Below are 17,442 nucleotides of genomic sequence, written 5' to 3' on the forward strand. Positions count from 1 at the left end.
AGAAAAAGCCCGGTGGCGCGCAGCGATCCGGGCCTACAGTACCGTTGTAGGGCGGGTCAGCGCAGCGCCACCCGCCATTGTGTTAGTGGTGTGAAGAGGTCTTCACGCCGCCTTCCGGCACCGGTACGTACGGGGTTTCTTTGTCCGTACGGCCTTCAGCGTTACGCACTTTCAACCAGGTTTTGATGCCGTAGAAGATAATGCTGTATACCACCACCAGGAACAGAATGCTCAGACCCGCGTTGGTGTAGTTGTTCACCACGATATGGTTCATGTTGGCAATCTGCTGGGCAGTCAGGTCTGCGCCGCCTGCGGCAATCTTCTCTTTGTACTGGTTAGCCATGAAGAAGAAGCCTTCCAGCTGCGGGTTGGCGCTGAACAGCTTCAGGCCAAGCGCCCAGGTGGTGCAGAGCAGCAGCCACAGCGCAGGCACCACGGTGACCCAGATGTATTTGGTGCGCTTCATCTTCACCAGTACCACGGTGCCGAGCACCAGCGCCACGGCAGCCAGCATCTGGTTTGAAATACCGAACAGCGGCCACAGGCTCTTCACGCCGCCGAGCGGGTCGACAACGCCCTGATACAGTAGGTAGCCCCACAGGCCGACGCAGCCCGCCGTACCCAGAATGCCCGCCACCAGAGAGTCGGTTTTCTTCAGGAACGGCACGAAGTTACCGAGCAGGTCCTGCAGCATGAAGCGGCCCGCACGGGTACCGGCGTCCAGCGCGGTCAGGATGAACAGCGCTTCGAACAGAATACCGAAGTGGTACCAGAAGCCCATGTCCGCCCACGGCAGCACTTTGTGGAACACGTGTGCGATACCGACGGCCAGCGTCGGTGCGCCACCGGCGCGGTTCAGCACGGACGGTTCGCCGATGTCCTTCGCGGTCTGCATGATCTGCTCAGGCGAAATCACGAAGCCCCAGGAGCTGACGGTCGCCGCCGCGTGTGCGCTGGCGTCTTTCAGCTGCGCCATAATCAGCGCCGCGTTGTCGCCGCCCATCTCGTGCAGGTTAGGCATAGTAATGCCAAGACCCGCCGGTGGGGTGTTCATCGCAAAGTACAGACCCGGTTCGATGATGGACGCGGCAACCAGCGCCATGATCGCCACGAAGGACTCCATCAGCATCGCGCCGTAGCCGATCAGACGTGCGTCTTTCTCGTTCGCCAGCAGCTTAGGCGTGGTACCGGAGGAGATCAGGGCGTGGAAGCCGGAGACCGCACCGCAGGCAATGGTGATGAACAGGAACGGGAACAGGGCGCCTTTCCATAGCGGACCGGTACCGTCGATGTACTGCGTTACCGCAGGCATTTTCAGATCCGGGTTGATCAGCAGGATGCCGATCGCCAGACCGACGATAACGCCGATTTTAAGGAAGGTGGCCAGGTAGTCACGCGGGGCCAGAATCAGCCAGACCGGCAGCAGCGCGGAGATAAATGCATAGCCAATCAGCGCGAAGGTGATAGTGGTGTCCTTGAAGGTCAGCGCCGGGCCCCAGTACGGGTCGTGCGCAATCACGCCGCCGAAGTAGATGGAGGCGACCAGCAGTACGATACCAATCACCGACACTTCACCCACGCGTCCCGGACGCAGGAATCGCATGTAGATCCCCATGAACAGCGCAATCGGTACGGTAGAGCAGACGGTGAAGACACCCCACGGGCTTTCGGCCAGCGCTTTCACCACGATCAGGGCCAGCACCGCAAGGATGATGATCATGATCAGGAAGCAACCGAACAGGGCGATAGTCCCCGGTACGCGGCCCATCTCCTCTTTGACCATCTCACCCAGAGAGGCGCCGTTACGGCGAGAAGAGATAAACAGCACCATAAAGTCCTGCACCGCACCCGCCAGCACCACGCCCGCCAGCAGCCAGAGCGTACCCGGCAGGTAGCCCATCTGCGCGGCCAGTACCGGGCCGACCAGCGGGCCCGCACCGGCGATCGCGGCAAAGTGGTGACCAAACAGCACGTAGCGGTTGGTTGGCACGTAGTTCAGGCCGTCATTGTTAATGACCGCCGGGGTGGCACGCGTCGGGTCGAGCTTCATGACCTTCTGCGCGATGTATAAGCTGTAGTAGCGATAAGCCACAAGATAGACGGAAACCGACGCGACCACGATCCACAGGGCGCTTACGTGTTCGCCCCGGCGTAATGCGACAACCGCCAGACAAAAAGCGCCGAGGATCCCGAGTAAGGCCCAGGGCACGTGCTTCAGTAGTTTTTTAGTATCCATAGTAAGACCTGGTTTTTTATGTAAAGAAAAAAGGGTCAGGGTTCGTTGTGAGGAGGTATTGATTAATGCTGGAGCGATCGTGCCAGATCAACGCGCGCGTAAAGGACGGTAAATGAATGAGTGGTTGAAAGTGCCGGGTGAGCGGTCAAAGGCGGCGACGAGCGGTTTCGGCTCGCCGCCAGTGGGCGAAATTATGTGATTGAGATCACTTGATTATTCGGGGTACGCTCCACGGCCAGATAGCTTTCCAGCGTCCTGATGAGCTTCTCCTTCAGCCAGCTTGGTTCCAGTATCTGAATATGGGGGAGCCAGTAGAACAGCAGCGGCAGGATCTGGTTCTCGTGGGCCGCCTGGCAGCGCAGCGTGACGCCGCCCTGTTGCTCCTCCACCAACTCCTGTTCCGGCAGAAGATCGCGGCGCAGGAAGTAATGTGAAATATTATCTTTAATGAATATTTTCACTGAGAAAGTATCTTCGGACACCCAGGGATCAAGGCTTTTTTCCAGCAGCTCAAGGACATTTTCTTCAGGAGTGAAGGTCGTTTTCTGAATATCAAACCAGCTAATCTGACTCAATGAGAAGGATTTCAGCCGGCTATTTTCGGTGGCTTGTAAATACCATATATTTTTTTTGTTAATGAGTTTATAGGGATTAATCAGGCGGGTTTTTCCCTTATAAACGATCTGGCAAACATTATGGTTTTTAATCGATTTCTCGACTTTCGTTAAATGACGGCGAATATCGCGTTCTAACGTGTGTTCCGCTTCATTACCAAGAATAAGAATATGGTTTTCGTCTACGCGCGTTTCAAGCTTTTGCCAGAATTCCGTATTTCTTTCAGGGAAAAAGCTGTCGGCATTCAGAAAGTTAGCCAGAGTGTGGTGCAATCCTTGTCCACCGGGCGATTGTGCAGAATGAATCAGACGATATAGCCCGTTACCGGTATGTTCAACAATGGGAGAGAGTGCATTTAAATCCCGATAGACGGTGCGCTCGGTAATTTTAAATTTCTCCATTAGCGCACTGCGGTTTACCACACCGTTTAAATGTAGCTCAAGGAGAATATCGACCAGACGTTCAGCCGAGCGGCTCCGCGTCGTTTTAGCCATAAGGTCATCCTGTATATATAGGCATGCGCTGAATGATGCGGGTGCACTGACACAACCTGTCAGTATTCAGGCACAGAAAATTTCTCTTATGGGTATATAACGGCGTGATTTAGCGGAAACCTTAGGAGTTTTTGCAGAAAGCGGCGCTGGCCGGAAAAAAGGCCAGCGCGAGGGAGATCACACGGCGGCTTCCGCCTCCAGCATCACCGGGTGGAAACGTCGCCTGAAGTAGATCAGGCCGTGGCCCGCATCACTCAGGATGATGTTTTTAATTTCAACAAGATAAACCAGATGCGTGCCGATGGTTTGCACCTGGCTTATTTCGCCTTCAAGGCTGGCCAGCGCGCCCTTGAGCACCGGCTGCGCCAGCGGGCCTTTCTGCCAGCAGGAGAGGGCAAAGCGATCCTCCATCGTCATACCGGTCATCCCGGCGAAATGGCGAGCCATGATCTCCTGCTCGTGGTTCAGCACGTTAACGCACAGCCTGCCGTTGCCCTGGAATACCGGGTTCATGGCGCTGTTGGCGTTGATGCATACCATCACCGACGGCGGGGTGTCCGTGACCGAGCAGACGGCGGTGGCGGTGATGCCGCAGCGTCCGGCCTCACCCTCGGTGGTGACAACATTGACCGCGGCCGACAGGCTGGCCATCGCGTCGCGAAAACGCAGGCGTTGTTCTGATTGCATGAAAACCTCCCGCTGCGCTATTTCAGCAGCTTATCCAGCATGTTGATATCGCTGTTATTGTGCAGGTGCGGCACCGTCCAGCCGTGTTGGTCGTATTCGGACATGCAGCGGTCGACCATCGCCATCATCTTGTCCATGTTGCCGGAGCTCTGCGCCTGGCGCAGACACTGCAGGCGGATCTCATCCTGGCTGCCGGAGTAGTTAATTTCGTACAGCTCGTGACGGCCGCCAAACTCGCTGCCGATGGCATCCCACATCAGTTTCAAAATCTTGATGCGTTCGACGTGATCCATGCCGTTGGAGCCGCGCACGTATTTCGCCAGATACTGGTCGATCTGCGGGTTGTTCAGATCCCGGGCGCTGGACGGCAGGTAGATCAGCCCGGAGGTGACGTTACGCTCGATGATGTTCTTGATCTTGGCGTAGGCCATTGGGGCCATCACGCGGTAGGTCTGCAACGCCGCGTGGTCAGGAAGATACGCGCCGTTGACCCACGGCGTGGCTTCGGAACACATGGAGTCGCTCAGCGCCCAGAACATGTTGCGCCAGGCCACCACTTCGCCGAGATCCGCCTGCACGCCGCGGAACTCCAGGGTGCCGGTGCACTCCAGGGATTTCTTCAGCAGGGCGGTGATGAAGTCGAGCTTCACCGCCAGGCGCACGCAGGCCTGCAGCGGGTACATTCGCGCAAAGCCGCCTTCCATCGTCCAGCGGCGGCAGCGGTCGAAATCGCGGTAGATCAGCACGTTTTCCCACGGGATCAGCACGTGATCCATCACCAGGATGGCATCGTTCTCGTCAAAGCGGCTGGAGAGCGGATAGTCGTACGGGGATCCGGTTACGCCTGCCACCATCTCGTAGGAGGCGCGGGAGATCAGCTTCACGCCCTCGGCATCCATCGGCGCGACGAACATCAGCGCGAAGTCCGGGTTTTCGCCCATCACCTGCGCGGATCCAAAGCCGATCATGTTGTAGTGGGTCAGGGCAGAGTTGGTGGCCACCACTTTCGCGCCGCTGACGATAATCCCGGCGTCGGTCTCTTTCTCCAGCTTGATGTAGACGTCTTTCACCTCGTCCGCTGGCTTGTGGCGGTCGATCGGCGGGTTAACGATGGCGTGGTTGAAGTACAGGCCGGTTTCCTGAATGCGGGTGTACCAGTTCCGGGCGTTCTGCTCGAACTGGCCGTAGAAGGCCGGGTTGGCGCCGAGCGCGCAGCCGAACGCGGCTTTGTAGTCCGGCGTGCGGCCCATCCAGCCGTAGCTCAGGCGCGACCACTCGGCGATGGCATCGCGCTGCTGGCGCAGGTCGTCGGCGCTTTTCGCCACGCGGAAGAACTTGTGGGTATAGCCGCCGCTGCCGGTGTCGGTGCCCCAGCACAGCGTGTCCTGCATGTCCGGCTTGTGCAGCGCGTCGTACATCTGCGCGATGGAGGCTGCCGCATTGCGAAATGCCGGGTGGGTGGTGACGTCTTTGACGCGCTCGCCGTAGATATAAATCTCACGATCGTCCTGCAGGCTTTTTAAATACTCTTCACCGGTTAACGGACGTTTGGCGTCTGCGCGGAACTCTTCAGGCTTCATAGGGACCTCGTATCGGAATAGATTTGTTAAATTTATGTTTTGTTTTTGTTGTTTAATTGAAGCCTGAGAGGGGCGTAACGTGAAGGGACGATTGGGACAACGACGGGTACTTTTCGGGTGGGATGTGGTTTTGTGATCTGTGCGGCTTTTCGGCGGGTGGCGCTGCGCTTACCCGCCCTACGAACCGTGATGCGTTCAGGAAACCGGTACTTTCTGCGCCCGATACGCGCTGGGCGAGCACCCCACTAAGCGGTTAAAAAAGCGGGCGAAATAGGCCGGATCTTTGAACCCCAGTTGCCAGGCAATCTCGCTGACGGTGCTGTCGGAGAAGAGCAGCAGGCGTCGGGCCTCCCGCAGCTGGCGGTCGAAGATCAGGCGTTTTGGCGGACGGTTGGCGAAGCGGCGGCAGATATCGGTCAGTCGGGATTCGGTCAGGTGCAGCTCGCTGGCGTATTCCGGCACCGTCCAGTGCTGGTGGTAGTGGGTGTCGATCAACTGGGTAAAGCGCTGGAACAGCTTCAGCTCGCCGCGCATGCCGCCTGAGGCGTGGTCGTCGAGCTTCGCGTTGCGCAGCAGCAGCGTAAACACCGCCTGCGCCAGCAGGACCAGGGTATGCTCGCGCCCGGGCAACTGCTCCGTGGATTCCCGGGCAATCAGCTGCCAGTAGTGCTTCAGCGCCGCCAGCTCGTCCGGCCTGTCGGCAAGCGAGAGGCAAATCCCCGGCAGGCCAAACGCCTCCCGCGTGCCGGGGTAGAGCACCTCCAGCAGCGGCCAGATCAGATCCTCGCGCACCGTCAGCACGTGACCATCGCTGTCGGATTCGGTGATAAACGCGTGCGGCACCGACGGCGGCGTGAGGACAAACAGCGGCGCCTGCACCGAATAGCGGTGATCGTCGAGCTGGAGCTCGATTTGCCCGGTATCGAGAAAGTGCATCTGAAAGTACTGGTCGTGACGATGCGCCTGCATGTCGCGGCCAAAAAAGGCCGCCATGCGGGCGAACGACTGGTAGTGCACATCGTCGGTGCCCAGACTTTCGTCGTACTCCTTGCTGATATCAATGTTGGCGATAGGGTTCTGGCACATGATCGTTCCTCTGTTGATCCCGCTGCGTCATCGGGATACGCGTCAGAACCAGCGCGCCGACCACCAGCAGCCCGGCTACAAACCACAGCCCCGAGCTGAAGCTGCCGGTCGCGTCGCGCAGGATCCCAATCAGCAGCGGGCTGACGGCGGAGCCGACGTTGCCGATGGCGTTGATCACCGCCAGCGCCACCGCGCGGGACTGCAGGCTAATAACCCGATCCGGCGTGGTCCAGAATATCGCCATGGCGGTAAACGATCCGGTTGAGGCCATGATGATGCCAAGCAGCTGGATCAGGCTGTGATCCGTCGCGGAGGCCAGCATCCATCCCGCCGCGGCGAACAGGTACGGCAGGATGGTGTGCTTTTTTCGCTCTTTCAGCCTGTCGGAACGGCGGCTCCACCAGATCATCCCGAGGATGGTGCAGAACTGCGGGATCGCTGCCAGCAGGCCGATGACGATATTGCTGCTTCCCGTGTTGAAGCTTTGTAGGATCTGCGGCGTCCAGATGTTGATCGCACTCAGCGTATTGGTCAGGCAGAAGTAGGCCAGCGTGTAGAGCAGCACCGCCGGGGTCAGCACCTCGCGCAGCGTCGAACGCGGCGTGACGGATTGGGCAATCGCGACCTCCTGCTCGCGGGCGATCATCGTTTTGAGCGCCTGCTTTTCGTCCTCATCCAGCCAGGTGGCCTGGTCCGGCGTGTCGTTGAGGTAAAACCAGGTCACCACGCCGAGCACCACCGACGGCAGCCCTTCCAGCAGGAACAGCCACTGCCAGCCCTTGAGGTTCCACAGTCCGTCCATCGCCAGAATGTACCCGGAGAGGATCGAGCCGAGCATCATGGTGACCGGCATAGCAATCATAAACAGCGCGTTAGCGCGGGCGCGGTGATAGGCCGGGAACCACCAGGTGAGATAGACCAGAATACCCGGCAGGAAACCGGCTTCGGCAATGCCCACCAGCATGCGCAGAACGTAGAGGGTTTCGGGGCTGGTGGCGAACATGGTGCAGGTGGAGGCAATACCCCATACCACCATGATCCCGGCGATCCAGCGGCGTGCGCCGATCTTCGCCAGCATGATGTTGCTCGGGATGCCGCACAGCACGTAGGTGACGTAAAACAGCGTCGCGGCCAGGCCAAACATGGTTGACGTGAGGCCCAGATCTTTACCCATTGTCAGCCCGGCGAAGCCGATGTTGATGCGATCGAGGAACGAGAAGACAAACAGGATAAAGAGAAAGACAATCAGGCGTCGGAACAGCTTGTGAATGACGCGGTGTTCAACAGCTTTATTATCATGGGGTTGCAGGGTAGAGGTCGTCATGGTGCGCTCCAGATCTTACGTTTAGTAGACGGATTTATTGTTATGAACTGACGTAACCGGTGTTTCGATAAAGCGTGCCGCCAGCGCTTCCGCGCCGCGGGCAAGCAGGGTAGTGTCGACCCCGACGGCAACAAACAGCGCGCCGAGCTCAAGATAGCGTTTTGCCAGCGGTTCATTCGCCATCAGGATGCCGGGAGCTTTACCGGCAGCGCGTATCTGCGCGATCGCCTGCTCAATGGCGGCCTGCACCTCCGGGTGCTGCGGATTGCCGGCAAAGCCCATGTCGGCGCTCAGATCCGCCGGGCCGATAAACACGCCGTCGACGCCTTCCACGTCCAGGATCTGCGGCAGATTTTTCAGCGCCTCGCGGGTTTCAATCTGCACCAGCACGCACATGGCGTCGTTGGCCTGCTGCAGGTAATCGGGAATGCGGTTCCAGCGCGACGCGCGCGCCAGGGCGCTGCCCACCCCGCGAATGCCCGCAGGCGGGTAGCGGGTGGCACGTACCGCCAGACGCGCTTCGTCGGCGTTTTGCACCATCGGCACCAGCAGGGTTTGCGCACCCACGTCCAGCAGCTGTTTGATTTGCACCGGGTCGTTCCACGACGGGCGGACCACCGGCTGGCTCGGATAAGGGGCGATAGCCTGCAGCTGGGTTAAGACGGTCTGCACGCTGTTCGGCGCGTGCTCGCCGTCGATCAGCAGCCAGTCGAAGCCTGCTCCGGCCAGCAGCTCGGCGCTGTAGCTGCTGGTCAGTCCCAGCCATAACCCAATTTGCGGACGGCCTGCTTTCAGCGCCGCTTTAAATGCGTTTTGCATCGTGCTCTCCTAGACAAAGCGGCAGCTGATGGAGCCCATGTTGCCGTAATCGACGTGGAAGGTGTCGCCTCTGCTGGCGGGCACCGGGCGGGTAAACGAGCCGCCGAGAATGATCTGGCCAGGCTCAAGCTGCACGTCGTACGGCGCAAGCTTGTTGGCCAGCCACGCCACGCCGTTGGCCGGGTGGTTCAGGACGCCTGCGGCCACGCCGGTCTCTTCGATCACGCCGTTGCGGTAGAGCAGGGCGGAGATCCAGCGCAGGTCCAGCTCGTCGGGCTTAATCGGACGGCCGCCGAGGATCACGCCCGCGTTGGCGGCGTTATCGGAGATGGTGTCGAAGACCTTGCGCGGACGCTGGGTCTCCGGGTCGACGTTGTGGCAGCGGGCGTCGATCAGCTCCAGCGCGGGGATGACGTAATCCGTGGCGTTATAGACGTCGAAGATCGTGCAGTTCGGGCCGCGCAACGGTTTTGCCAGCACGAACGCCAGCTCCACTTCAATGCGCGGGACGATAAAGCGATCGACGGGAATGTCGCTGCCGTCATGGAAGAACATGTCGTCCAGCAGCGCGCCATAGTCCGGCTCGCTGATCTGCGAGCTGGCCTGCATCGCTTTGGAGGTGAGGCCGATCTTGTGGCCCTTCAGCACGCGGCCTTCGGCGATCTTCAGGCTCACCCATTCGCGCTGGACGGCGTAGGCGTCTTCAATCGTAATCTCCGGATAGTCCAGCGAGATCGCGCGGATCTGCTCCCGGGACTGTTCCGCCTGATGCAGACGATGGGCGATCAGGGTATGGGTATGTTTGTCGAGCATGGCGTATCCTTTATGCTGCTGTTGCCGGGTGGCGCTGCGCTTACCCGGCCTACGTTCGAGCCGTTGTAGGCCCGGTAAGCGCAGCGCCACCGGGCAAGCAGACGGCTACTTAAACAATGCGTGCACGTTGTTCTGTTTGTAATTAAGCGTCGGGTGCAGTTCGTCGAGCTCAAACGACAGCGCCAGGTAGCGGCTCGCCATCAGCGCCGCGAAGTGCGCTTTGATAAGCTCAAACAGCATCTCCCCCACGGCCTCCCGGCTCTCCAGGCTGCGCCCGGCACCAATCTTCAGCGTCATATGGACAAAGGCGTAATCGTGTTTTCCGTCGGCCATCTGCCAGGTGTCCAGCCAGTGTGCGCGGCTGCGGATACCGCCGATAGGGAAGATGCCCGTGGCGGCGAGCGCCTCGTTCACTTTGGCGAACAGCGCCGGCAGGTCGGCCTGCTCGCGGATGTTGTCGGTACATTCAGCAATAAAGTGCGGCATGGTGGCTCCTTACGCGGGCAGAGGGAAAACGGCGTTGACCTGGCCGGTGCCGGAGCTGGCGAACAGCTCGGTGAGAAACTCCACCTTGCCGTCGTATTTGTCCCAGCCGAGCATGCCCAGCAGCATCACCGTGTCGTGCATATTGCCCTCGCCGTAGCAGTAGTCGGCGTACTCCGGCAGCATGCTGCAGAATTCTTTGAACTGACCCTCGCGCCACAGCTTCACCACGCGCTCGTCCATCTGGCGGTCGAACTCGCGGGTGTAGCTGTTCATCCCTTCTTCCGCGCGCTGGTCGTCGATAAAGCGGTGCGACAGCGAGCCGCTGGCGAGCACCGCCACGGTGCCGTCGTATTTTTCAATGGCGCTGACGATGGCCTCGCCCAGCCTGCGGCTGTCGGCGAAGTCGTGAACCGTGCAGAACGCCGAGATGGAGACCACCTTGAAGTGCTTATCCGCGTTCATGTAGCGCATTGGCACCAGCGTGCCGTACTCAAGCTTGAGGCTCGGAATGTTGTGCGCTTTGGCGCGCACGCCAAGCTTCACCGCCTCGTCGGCAATCAGCTGGCCGAGTTCCGGGTTGCCGTCGTAGTCGTAAGTCATGTCGCGAATAAAGTGCGGCAGCTCGTTGCTGGTGTAGACGCCCGAAAAATGGTCCGCACAGTTGATGTGGTAGGCGCTGTTCACCAGCCAGTGGGTGTCGAAGACGATAATGGTATCGACGCCCAGCTCCCGGCAGCGCTTGCTGATCTCTTTGTGTCCGTCGATGGCGCCCTGGCGGCAGCCGTGGTTTTTACCCGGCAGCTCGGAGAGATACATCGACGGCACGTGGGTGATTTTTGCCGCTAACGCTAATTTACCCATTTTCAGATCCCCCACTTTGGAATCGGATGGTCGCCCATGGAGATGCAGACGTTCTTCATCTCCGCGAACACCTCGAAGCTGTACTCGCCGCCCTCGCGGCCGGTGCCGGAGGCCTTCACGCCGCCAAACGGCTGGCGCAGATCGCGCACGTTCTGGGTGTTCACGAACACCATGCCCGCTTCGATATTGCGCGCCAGACGGAGCACTTTGCTGACGTCCTGGGTCCAGATGTACGACGCCAGGCCGTACTCCACGTCGTTGGCCAGGCGCAGCCCTTCTGCTTCGTCCTTGAACGGCAGCAGGCAGGCCACCGGCCCGAAGATCTCCTCCTGCGCCACGCGCATGCGGTTATCAACATCCGCCAGCACCGTCGGGCGCAGGAAGTTGCCGCATTTCAGGTGTGCAGGCAGATCGATCGGTTTGTCCGGGCCGCCCGCCAGCAGGGTTGCGCCTTCCTCGATACCGAGGCGGATATAGCCGGAGACTTTCTCCCAGTGCTGCTGGCTAATCAGCGCGCCAATCTGGGTGTTCGGATCGGTCGGGTCGCCCACGCGCAGGCGGTTGGCGCGCTCGGCAAAGCGCTTGACGAATTCCGGGTAGATGCTCTGCTGGATAAAGATGCGCGAGCCGGCGGTGCAGCGCTCACCGTTGATGGAGAAGATGGTGAACAGGGCGGCGTCCAGCGCGCGCTCGATATCCGCGTCTTCAAAAATCAGTACCGGGGATTTGCCGCCCAGCTCCATGGAGTACTTCTTCAGCCCGGCGTTTTTCATGATGTTGCGTCCGGTGGCGGTGCCGCCGGTGAAGGAGACCGCGCGCACGTCGTGATGCCGCACCAGCGCATCGCCTGCCGTCGCGCCGTAGCCCTGAACGACGTTCAGCACGCCCGCCGGAATACCCGCTTCGAGGGCCAGTTCGCCCAGACGGTCGGCGGTCAGCGGGGAGAGCTCGGACATCTTCAACACCGCGGTATTACCTAAGGCCAGACAGGGCGCGACCTTCCAGGTGGCGGTCATAAACGGCACGTTCCACGGCGACACCAGCGCGCAGACGCCCACCGGCTGCACCAGGGTGTAGTTGAGCATCTTGTCGTCAACCGGATAGGTCTTGCCGTTCATTTGCTGGCACACCTCGGCGAAAAATTCGAAGTTGTGCGAGGCGCGCGGGATCAGCACGTTTTTGGTCTGGTGGATCGGCAGCCCGGTATCGGCGGTTTCCATGGCGGCGATCTCCGGCACGTTCTGGTCGATCAGATCGCCCAGACGACGCATCAGGCGCGCGCGCTCCTTCATCGGCAGGTTGGCCCACTTCGGGAACGCCTCTTTGGCGGCGGCAACGGCCTGATGGATTTCGGCTTCACCGCCGGAGGCCACTTCAGCCAGGACCTCGCCGGAGGCCGGGTTAGTGGTGTGGAAGTAGTCGCTGCCCGCGACGTTTTTACCGTTGATCCAATGGTTTATCTTTTTCATTTTGCCGTCTCCTCACTCACAATTCGGTTCACCAGGCGTCCCACGCCTTCCACTTCCACCACCACCTCATCGCCCGGCACCACGTCGGAGAGCCCCTTCGGCGTGCCGGTGGCAATCATGTCGCCCGGCTGCAGGGTCATAAAGTCGCTCAGGTACGCGATCAGGTACGGGATGCTGAAGATCAGATCCGCCGTGGTGCCTTCCTGGCGCAGCTCGCCGTTGACGAAGGTGCGCAGGGCGAGGTTGTGCGGGTCGGGAATGGCTTCTTTTGGCACGATGTTGGGGGAAATGGGGGTCAACCCGTCGCGGCTTTTCACCCGCAGGTTCGGGCGGTAGTAGTTTTCCAGGTAGTCGCGGATGGCGTAGTCGTTGCAGACCGTATAGCCCGCAACATAGTCCATCGCCTCGGCTTCGCTCACCTTACGCGCCGTTTTGCCGATGACCACCACCAGCTCCGCTTCATAGTGCATGTACTCGACGTTGTTCGGGCGCACCGACGTCTGGTTGTCGCCGTTGAAGGTGTTCGGCGCTTTGATAAAGACCAGCGGCTCGGTGGGCGGCTTGAAGTCCAGCTCGCTGGCGTGATCGGCATAGTTCAGACCGAGGGCAAACAGCGTGGCATGCGGCGGCGTGCGGTGTGTGTTAGCGACGTCGCGCTCATCCACCACCGGATTTTCCAGCGGCGGAAACCCCTCTGCCAGAATACGCACGCGATCGCCCGGGCGGATCTCAACGCGGCTGTGCGGGGTACCGAGCAGGATCGCATCGCCGGGATTAAGGGTGGCGAACTCGCTCAGGGCGCTCAGCAGTTCGGCAGCGTTACGCTGCAGATCGGCGGTGTTCCAGTGGTCCGCTTCGCGGCCGTTGATCTCGGTGATGATGGTCAGGTTGTCCACGTTATCAACGGCGACCGGTTCGCCAAGCGGGCAGAATCCGTCCCGGCATTTGGCCTTGATGGCCGGGCGGTAGAAGCTCTCTTCCGGCAGGCTCACCTCGTTGGCGAGCGCGTATCCCGCAATATATTCCGCGGCGTCCTCCACGCGCACCTTGCTGGCGGTTTTGCCCACGACCAGCGCCACCGTGGCGCCGCTCAGCACCGTTTCCCCCTGCGGGAACGGAATGGGCTCGCCCGCGCGAATCACGGTGTTATGCGGTTTGATAAACCACACCGCCGTTTTCGGCGGCGTGTTGTAGGGGGCTTTTTCAAACGCCTCACGCCAGGCTTCGCGCTGGCTTTGATGGTTGAGGGCGACGGCAAAAACGGTACCTTTCATTCACATACTCCTCAGGCCGGAGGTCCGGTTTGGATTTCATTAATATGTTAATGATCTGGTTTTATGCTTTTGCTGTTTATTTCGCAATCAGAAGTGAAAAATTTGTGATATGAATAACAATAAATTTACATATTCTTTTTTATGTATAGTAAAATCAGGTGGTTAATAAAATTAATGGGTTTCTGTTAGACTTTTTGGCAGAAAACGTGTTGTTTATAAAAACATCTTTTAGTGATTGTTTACTTGTTAATGATGTGAAGGGAAGAGGCTATGCATGATTCATTAACCATCGCGCTGCTGCAGGCGCGGGAAGCGGCGATGTCCTACTTCCGCCCGATTGTGAAGCGCCATAATCTTACCGAGCAGCAGTGGCGTATTGTGCGCGTGCTGGCTGAACATCCGTCGATGGATTTTCACGATCTGGCGTTTCGCACCTGCATCCTGCGCCCGAGCCTGACCGGCATCCTGACGCGCATGGAGCGCGACGGTCTGGTGCTGCGCTTAAAGCCGGTGAACGACCAGCGCAAGCTGTACGTCTCGCTGACCAAAGAGGGCAATGCGCTGTATGAGCACGCCCAGGCGCAGGTGGAAGAGGCGTATCAGCAGATTGAGGCGGAATATACGCCGGAGAAGATGAAGCAGCTGACGGCGCTGCTGGAAGAGTTTATTGAACTCGGAAACCGTCATAACGCAGCGCGGGATGAAGAGTAAAAACCACAAATTCCAGGATGAATTTCGTAAAGTTTTCCCTTTCCAGGCCGAAAATTCTGTATCTGTCTGAGGAAAGAGAAAACATGTTAAACCGTATCAAGATTGTCACCAGCTTAATGCTGGTTTTAGCGATATTTGGCCTTTTACAACTCACATCCGGTGGTCTTTTCTTTAATGCTCTGAAGAATGACAAAGAGAATTTCACCGTCCTGCAAACCATTCGCCAGCAACAGTCCACGCTGAACGCCAGCTGGGTAGCGTTGCTGCAAACCCGTAATACCCTGAACCGCGCGGGTATCCGCTACATGATGGATCAGAGCAATATCGGCAGCGGCGCGACCGTGAACGATTTGATGCAAATCGCCTCTGCGTCTCTGAAACAGGCGGAAAAAAACTGGGCTGCCTACGAAGCCCTGCCGCGCGATCCGCGTCAAAGCGATGCGGATGCCATGGAGATCAAGCGTAACTATGATATTTACCACGGCGCGCTGGCGGAGCTGATCCAGCTGCTGGGCGCGGGCAAAATCAACGCCTTCTTCGACCAGCCGACCCAGAGTTACCAGGACGGTTTTGAGAAGCAGTACGTGAGCTACCTGCAGCAGAACGACAAGCTGTACCAGATGGCGGTCGAAGACAGCAACAGCTCCTACAGCCAGGCTATCTGGGTGCTGATCAGCGTCCTGATTGCCGTGCTGGTGGTGATCGTGGCCGTCTGGCTGAACATCAAGCAGACGCTGATCTCCCCGCTGAATCGTCTGATCGACAACATTCGCCATATCGCCAGCGGCGACCTGGTGAAGCGTATTGAAGTTCAGGGCACCAACGAGATGGGTGAACTGGCCGACTCGCTGCGCCATATGCAGGGCGAGCTGGTGCGTACCGTTGGCGACGTGCGTAACGGCGCGAATGCGATCTACAGCGGCGCGAGTGAAATCGCGATGGGCAACAATGACCTCTCCTCCCGTACTGAACAGCAGGCCGCTTCCCTGGAAGAGACCGCTGCCAGCATGGAGCAGCTGACGGCGACCGTTAAGCAGAACGCCGAGAACGCCCGTCAGGCGAGCCATCTTGCCCTGAGCGCCTCCGAAACCGCGCAGAAAGGCGGCAAAGTGGTGGATAACGTGGTGCAGACCATGCGCGATATCGCGGGCAGTTCGCAGAAAATTGCCGACATTATCAGCGTGATCGACGGCATTGCTTTCCAGACCAACATCTTGGCACTGAACGCGGCGGTAGAAGCGGCGCGTGCGGGCGAGCAGGGCCGCGGTTTTGCGGTGGTAGCAGGTGAAGTGCGTAACCTGGCCCAGCGCAGCGCCCAGGCGGCACGCGAGATCAAGAGCCTGATTGAAGACTCCGTGGGGCGCGTGGAAGTGGGTTCAACGCTGGTCGAAAGTGCCGGTGAAACCATGGGTGAGATCGTGAATGCGGTCACCCGCGTCACGGACATCATGGGCGAAATCGCCTCTGCGTCTGACGAGCAGAGCCGCGGTATCGACCAGGTCGGTCTGGCGGTGGCAGAGATGGATCGCGTGACCCAGCAGAACGCCTCGCTGGTGGAAGAGTCTGCCGCAGCGGCAGCCGCACTGGAAGAGCAGGCAAGCCGTCTGACGCAGGCCGTGGCGGTGTTCCGCATTCAGCAGGAGCAGATGAAAGCGCGCGAGTTCGCTTCTGCGAAAACCGTTGCAGCACCGGCGATGGCGCGTAAAACGGTTACCGCTGATGCAGGTGATAACTGGGAAACGTTCTAACGCCGTAAGTTGTGCCGGGTGGCGGCTGCGCCTTACCCGGCCTACGGTTCGTGGCTTTTGCCGGGTGGCGGCTGCGCCTTACCCGGCCTACGGTTCGTGGTTTTGCCGGGTGGCGGCTGCGCCTTACCCGGCCTACGGTTCGTGGTTTTGCCGGGTGGCGGCTATGCCTTACCCGGCCTACGGTTCAGGGTTTTGTAGGCCCGGTAAGCGCAGCGCCACCGGGCGATATTACAGAGGCAGGCGCATGGCGCAGCGCGTTTCATACACGAAACCGTGCGCTGTCTCTTCTTCCCTTTTCTGACGCAGTTCAGGCGTCAGCGTCGTCATTTTTTCAAACCCCAGCCGTGCATAGAACGGCGCATTCCACGGGACGTCCCTGAACGTCGTCAGCGTCAGCGCTGTCAGCCCTCTGTTACGGGCATGGTCTGCCACGCAGGCGATGAGCTGCCTGCCGATCCCTTTTCCCTGCCAGTCCAGATCAACCGAGAGTTCGACAATAAACAGTGATGACGGATGGGCTTCGGCAAGGATAAACCCGACGGGGTGGTCGTTTGCCAGCGCCAGCCAGCTTAGCCCACGTTCGACATAGCCGAGGTGTTGCTCAGCGGAAATGACCTCGCCGTCGGCAAGCCAGGCGAGTGCCGGGAAGTCACGGAAGCGCCCGGCCGCCGCGCGTTCAATGGCGGACAGGGCAGCAACGTCGTTGCGGGTGGTGGGGCGAATGCGAATAGTCATGGCGGCAAGTATAACCTGACCCGTCGACATTATTCCGAGCAGATAAGCACCGGCGAATAGAAATTGCTGATCACCAGCGCGTCTTCCGGCGTGCGCTCGATCGTCAGAAGCCTTTTATTGCCCAGCGTCAGGCCGGCAACGTATTTTTCAAAGACCCCGGGCGGCATGGCGTCATGGCTAAAACGCTCCACTTTTTGAATAACGATCTCATACAGTTCGCCTTCCACGTGACGCCATTTAAACATCTCCTGGCGGGAAACCTCCCAGCTGCGTGGGGCATTCACCACGCTGCCGTTAACCGTGATGTACCCGGTTTTGTCGGGATGAAAACGCATAATGATCTCACCGTCAAAGGTGAAATCGTGACTGTCGCGCCGGTCGGAGAAGGTCAGGTTTCCGTCACAGGCCACCGACAGCGGGGGCGTGTGAAAGTACCATGCCAGCACAGTGCCCAGCAGCAGCAGGTTGAGGATCAGGATTAGCCAAACTTTTTTGTGTCTCATA

The 17,442-nt window shown here is 59.3% G+C and carries 16 protein-coding genes; 2 read left to right on the plus strand and 14 right to left on the minus strand.

Features of this window, described 5'->3' with window-relative positions:
- Positions 1–82: 82 nt before the first annotated feature.
- The 12 genes from ACMGGQ_RS01045 to hpaG all read right to left on the minus strand — a co-directional run bounded on the left by ACMGGQ_RS01045 (position 83) and on the right by hpaG (position 13,744).
- The gene (locus ACMGGQ_RS01045; RefSeq protein WP_024908297.1) at positions 83–2,236 is read right to left on the minus strand and encodes a carbon starvation CstA family protein; all 2,154 of its coding nucleotides are present in this window, start codon (positions 2,234–2,236) and stop codon (positions 83–85) included.
- Positions 2,237–2,427: 191 nt separating this feature from the next.
- The gene (locus tag ACMGGQ_RS01050; RefSeq protein ID WP_334755742.1) at positions 2,428–3,345 is read right to left on the minus strand and encodes a helix-turn-helix transcriptional regulator; all 918 of its coding nucleotides are present in this window, start codon (positions 3,343–3,345) and stop codon (positions 2,428–2,430) included.
- A 177-nt stretch (positions 3,346–3,522) separates the two neighbouring features.
- A complete protein-coding gene (locus ACMGGQ_RS01055; RefSeq protein ID WP_048028630.1) occupies positions 3,523–4,032 on the minus strand; it encodes a 4-hydroxyphenylacetate 3-monooxygenase reductase subunit in 510 nt (169 codons plus the stop codon).
- A gap of 17 nt (positions 4,033–4,049) precedes the next feature.
- A complete protein-coding gene (gene hpaB / locus ACMGGQ_RS01060; RefSeq protein ID WP_420289493.1) occupies positions 4,050–5,612 on the minus strand; it encodes a 4-hydroxyphenylacetate 3-monooxygenase, oxygenase component in 1,563 nt (520 codons plus the stop codon).
- A 195-nt stretch (positions 5,613–5,807) separates the two neighbouring features.
- Positions 5,808–6,698: a 4-hydroxyphenylacetate catabolism regulatory protein HpaA gene (gene hpaA / locus ACMGGQ_RS01065; RefSeq protein WP_044597194.1), complete on the minus strand. Its 891-nt coding sequence runs from the start codon at positions 6,696–6,698 to the stop codon at positions 5,808–5,810.
- Positions 6,670–8,022 (minus strand): 4-hydroxyphenylacetate permease, encoded by a 1,353-nt coding sequence (gene hpaX / locus ACMGGQ_RS01070; RefSeq protein WP_111967186.1) that lies wholly within the window; start codon positions 8,020–8,022, stop codon positions 6,670–6,672. The genes hpaA and hpaX overlap by 29 nt, the downstream gene beginning before the upstream one ends.
- Positions 8,023–8,043: 21 nt before the next feature.
- Positions 8,044–8,841, minus strand: a complete 798-nt coding sequence (hpaI, locus tag ACMGGQ_RS01075) for a 4-hydroxy-2-oxoheptanedioate aldolase (RefSeq protein ID WP_045907712.1) — start codon at positions 8,839–8,841, stop codon at positions 8,044–8,046.
- A gap of 9 nt (positions 8,842–8,850) precedes the next feature.
- Positions 8,851–9,654, minus strand: coding sequence for a 2-oxo-hept-4-ene-1,7-dioate hydratase (gene hpaH, locus ACMGGQ_RS01080; protein WP_024908290.1), 804 nt, complete (start codon positions 9,652–9,654; stop codon positions 8,851–8,853).
- A gap of 105 nt (positions 9,655–9,759) precedes the next feature.
- On the minus strand, positions 9,760–10,140 hold the full coding sequence (locus ACMGGQ_RS01085; RefSeq protein ID WP_420289494.1) for a 5-carboxymethyl-2-hydroxymuconate Delta-isomerase: 381 nt from the start codon (positions 10,138–10,140) through the stop codon (positions 9,760–9,762).
- A 9-nt stretch (positions 10,141–10,149) separates the two neighbouring features.
- Positions 10,150–11,001 (minus strand): 3,4-dihydroxyphenylacetate 2,3-dioxygenase, encoded by an 852-nt coding sequence (hpaD, locus tag ACMGGQ_RS01090; protein WP_014830538.1) that lies wholly within the window; start codon positions 10,999–11,001, stop codon positions 10,150–10,152.
- Between the two features lie 2 nt (positions 11,002–11,003).
- Positions 11,004–12,470 carry a 5-carboxymethyl-2-hydroxymuconate semialdehyde dehydrogenase gene (gene hpaE / locus ACMGGQ_RS01095; protein ID WP_420289495.1) on the minus strand — a complete coding sequence of 489 codons (1,467 nt, stop codon included), beginning with the start codon at positions 12,468–12,470 and terminating at the stop codon, positions 11,004–11,006.
- Complete coding sequence (gene hpaG / locus ACMGGQ_RS01100) at positions 12,467–13,744, minus strand: 4-hydroxyphenylacetate degradation bifunctional isomerase/decarboxylase (RefSeq protein WP_069720119.1); 1,278 nt, start codon at positions 13,742–13,744, stop codon at positions 12,467–12,469. The genes hpaE and hpaG overlap by 4 nt, the downstream gene beginning before the upstream one ends.
- Positions 13,745–14,014: 270 nt before the next feature.
- On the opposite strand from hpaG, the gene hpaR reads away from it, so the two are divergent.
- Both hpaR and tsr read left to right on the plus strand, forming a co-directional pair.
- Complete coding sequence (hpaR, locus tag ACMGGQ_RS01105; RefSeq protein WP_045907716.1) at positions 14,015–14,455, plus strand: homoprotocatechuate degradation operon regulator HpaR; 441 nt, start codon at positions 14,015–14,017, stop codon at positions 14,453–14,455.
- A gap of 83 nt (positions 14,456–14,538) precedes the next feature.
- Positions 14,539–16,203: a methyl-accepting chemotaxis protein gene (tsr, locus tag ACMGGQ_RS01110; protein ID WP_045335615.1), complete on the plus strand. Its 1,665-nt coding sequence runs from the start codon at positions 14,539–14,541 to the stop codon at positions 16,201–16,203.
- A gap of 228 nt (positions 16,204–16,431) precedes the next feature.
- Here tsr and ACMGGQ_RS01115 read toward each other — a convergent pair whose 3' ends face one another.
- Together ACMGGQ_RS01115 and ACMGGQ_RS01120 are read right to left on the minus strand one after the other, a co-directional pair.
- On the minus strand, positions 16,432–16,938 hold the full coding sequence (locus tag ACMGGQ_RS01115) for a GNAT family N-acetyltransferase (protein ID WP_045907850.1): 507 nt from the start codon (positions 16,936–16,938) through the stop codon (positions 16,432–16,434).
- A gap of 29 nt (positions 16,939–16,967) precedes the next feature.
- Positions 16,968–17,441 carry a hypothetical protein gene (locus ACMGGQ_RS01120; RefSeq protein ID WP_048028616.1) on the minus strand — a complete coding sequence of 158 codons (474 nt, stop codon included), beginning with the start codon at positions 17,439–17,441 and terminating at the stop codon, positions 16,968–16,970.
- Position 17,442 lies beyond the last annotated feature (1 nt).

Source organism: Enterobacter sp. BNK-13 (assembly GCF_048685015.1).
Lineage (GTDB): Bacteria > Pseudomonadota > Gammaproteobacteria > Enterobacterales > Enterobacteriaceae > Enterobacter > Enterobacter quasiroggenkampii.